The 1096-nt window shown below is 60.7% G+C and carries 1 protein-coding gene; it reads right to left on the bottom strand.

The features are described from left to right. Positions 1 to 198 precede the first annotated feature (198 nt). A complete protein-coding gene (tnpA, locus tag GA0061099_RS39210) occupies positions 199 to 600 on the bottom strand; it encodes an IS66-like element accessory protein TnpA (protein ID WP_074448709.1) in 402 nt (133 codons plus the stop codon). Positions 601 to 1096: the final 496 nt, after the last annotated feature.

The following is a 1096-nucleotide window of genomic DNA, read 5'->3' as shown; positions in this document are numbered from 1 at the left end:
CCTGACCCATGGCATTCCCATCGTTCATTCAAAGCTCCTTCATTCTAGAAGAAGCCGTCAATCCTGAAAGTGCGAAAGACTCTGTACGTTATCCTTTGTGCAGCACCTCCTGCACTTGGAGTGCCAACGACGGAAAGCCTCTGCGCATATCGGTGTAGCCTGTCGCGAGCCACACTCGCGCGCCTGTCGGAACCGGGATCATCGGCGCACCAGGGCATCGAGAACGCGACGCAGCGCGTCTCCATCGACCTCGCCATCGACCCGGATGCGGTATCCGCTACCAAGATCGATCTCGATGATGCCCTGGCTCCTCCGTCGACGCGCCGGCGCCGTCGTCAACGGCACTTCGGTCAGGTCCCGCGGCGGCACAGACGGTCCGATCTCGACTGGCACGAACGGCGCTATACTCGTCTCACCGCGCTTGCAAAACTCTTTGCGCCACCTGAACAGCTGGCTCACATGAAGGCCGGCCATGCGAGCCACCTCGGAAACAGTGGCTCCGGGCTCGAGCGATGCTGCAACCAGCCGTTCCTTCTCATCTCGCGACCACCGGCGCCGCCGCTCGACCGATGTGATCACCTCTGCCCGCGAAATCGTCATAGCGCTTCTCCTAGGATTACCCCTAGGACCTGCAGCACTCGCCTCCGTCAAACAAGGCGGCCGTCAACGGAGGCGTACGTCTTATCGTCTTATCGAGTTACCCAAATGGAACGCAGGTGGCTATTCCGACCGGCGCCGTCGTGGGCCATGTTTCCATGGCCCGCATGCCGACCAGGACATCCATGATTTGCCGTCTTCTGCGCTATAGGAGGCAGCACGCTGCAGGTGATCGCAATAATTCGTCACGATTCGCGCCGGATCAACTCTGGCAGAATGGTCTCTCCAGGAAGCCACCCGCCTTGATGCACAGCACGATTCGCTTTTCTAGCCGCTGGCGGCGTTGTGAACCCTCTTTACTGCCTTCTTAACGACGCCGACCTTACAGGTCCTCCTGCGTTCAGCTGATTTCGTGCGCTTGCTCGCGGCGACGTGGGACGCGCCTAATCGTCGGGCGCGTCCCTAGCCGCAACGCACTCGACGGGGGCCGGTCCTGAAA

Origin of the sequence: Bradyrhizobium yuanmingense, from assembly GCF_900094575.1 — a bacterium.
GTDB classification, from domain to species: Bacteria; Pseudomonadota; Alphaproteobacteria; order Rhizobiales; family Xanthobacteraceae; genus Bradyrhizobium; species Bradyrhizobium yuanmingense.
Note: the sequence above shows the minus strand (reverse complement) of the source record. Positions and strands in the feature narration are given on the sequence as shown.

What these genes read in the sequence shown, in the direction of transcription:
- tnpA (WP_074448709.1), bottom strand. Translation starts at nt 600, where the DNA reads ATGACGATTTCGCGGGCAGAGGTGATCACATCGGTCGAGCGGCGGCGC.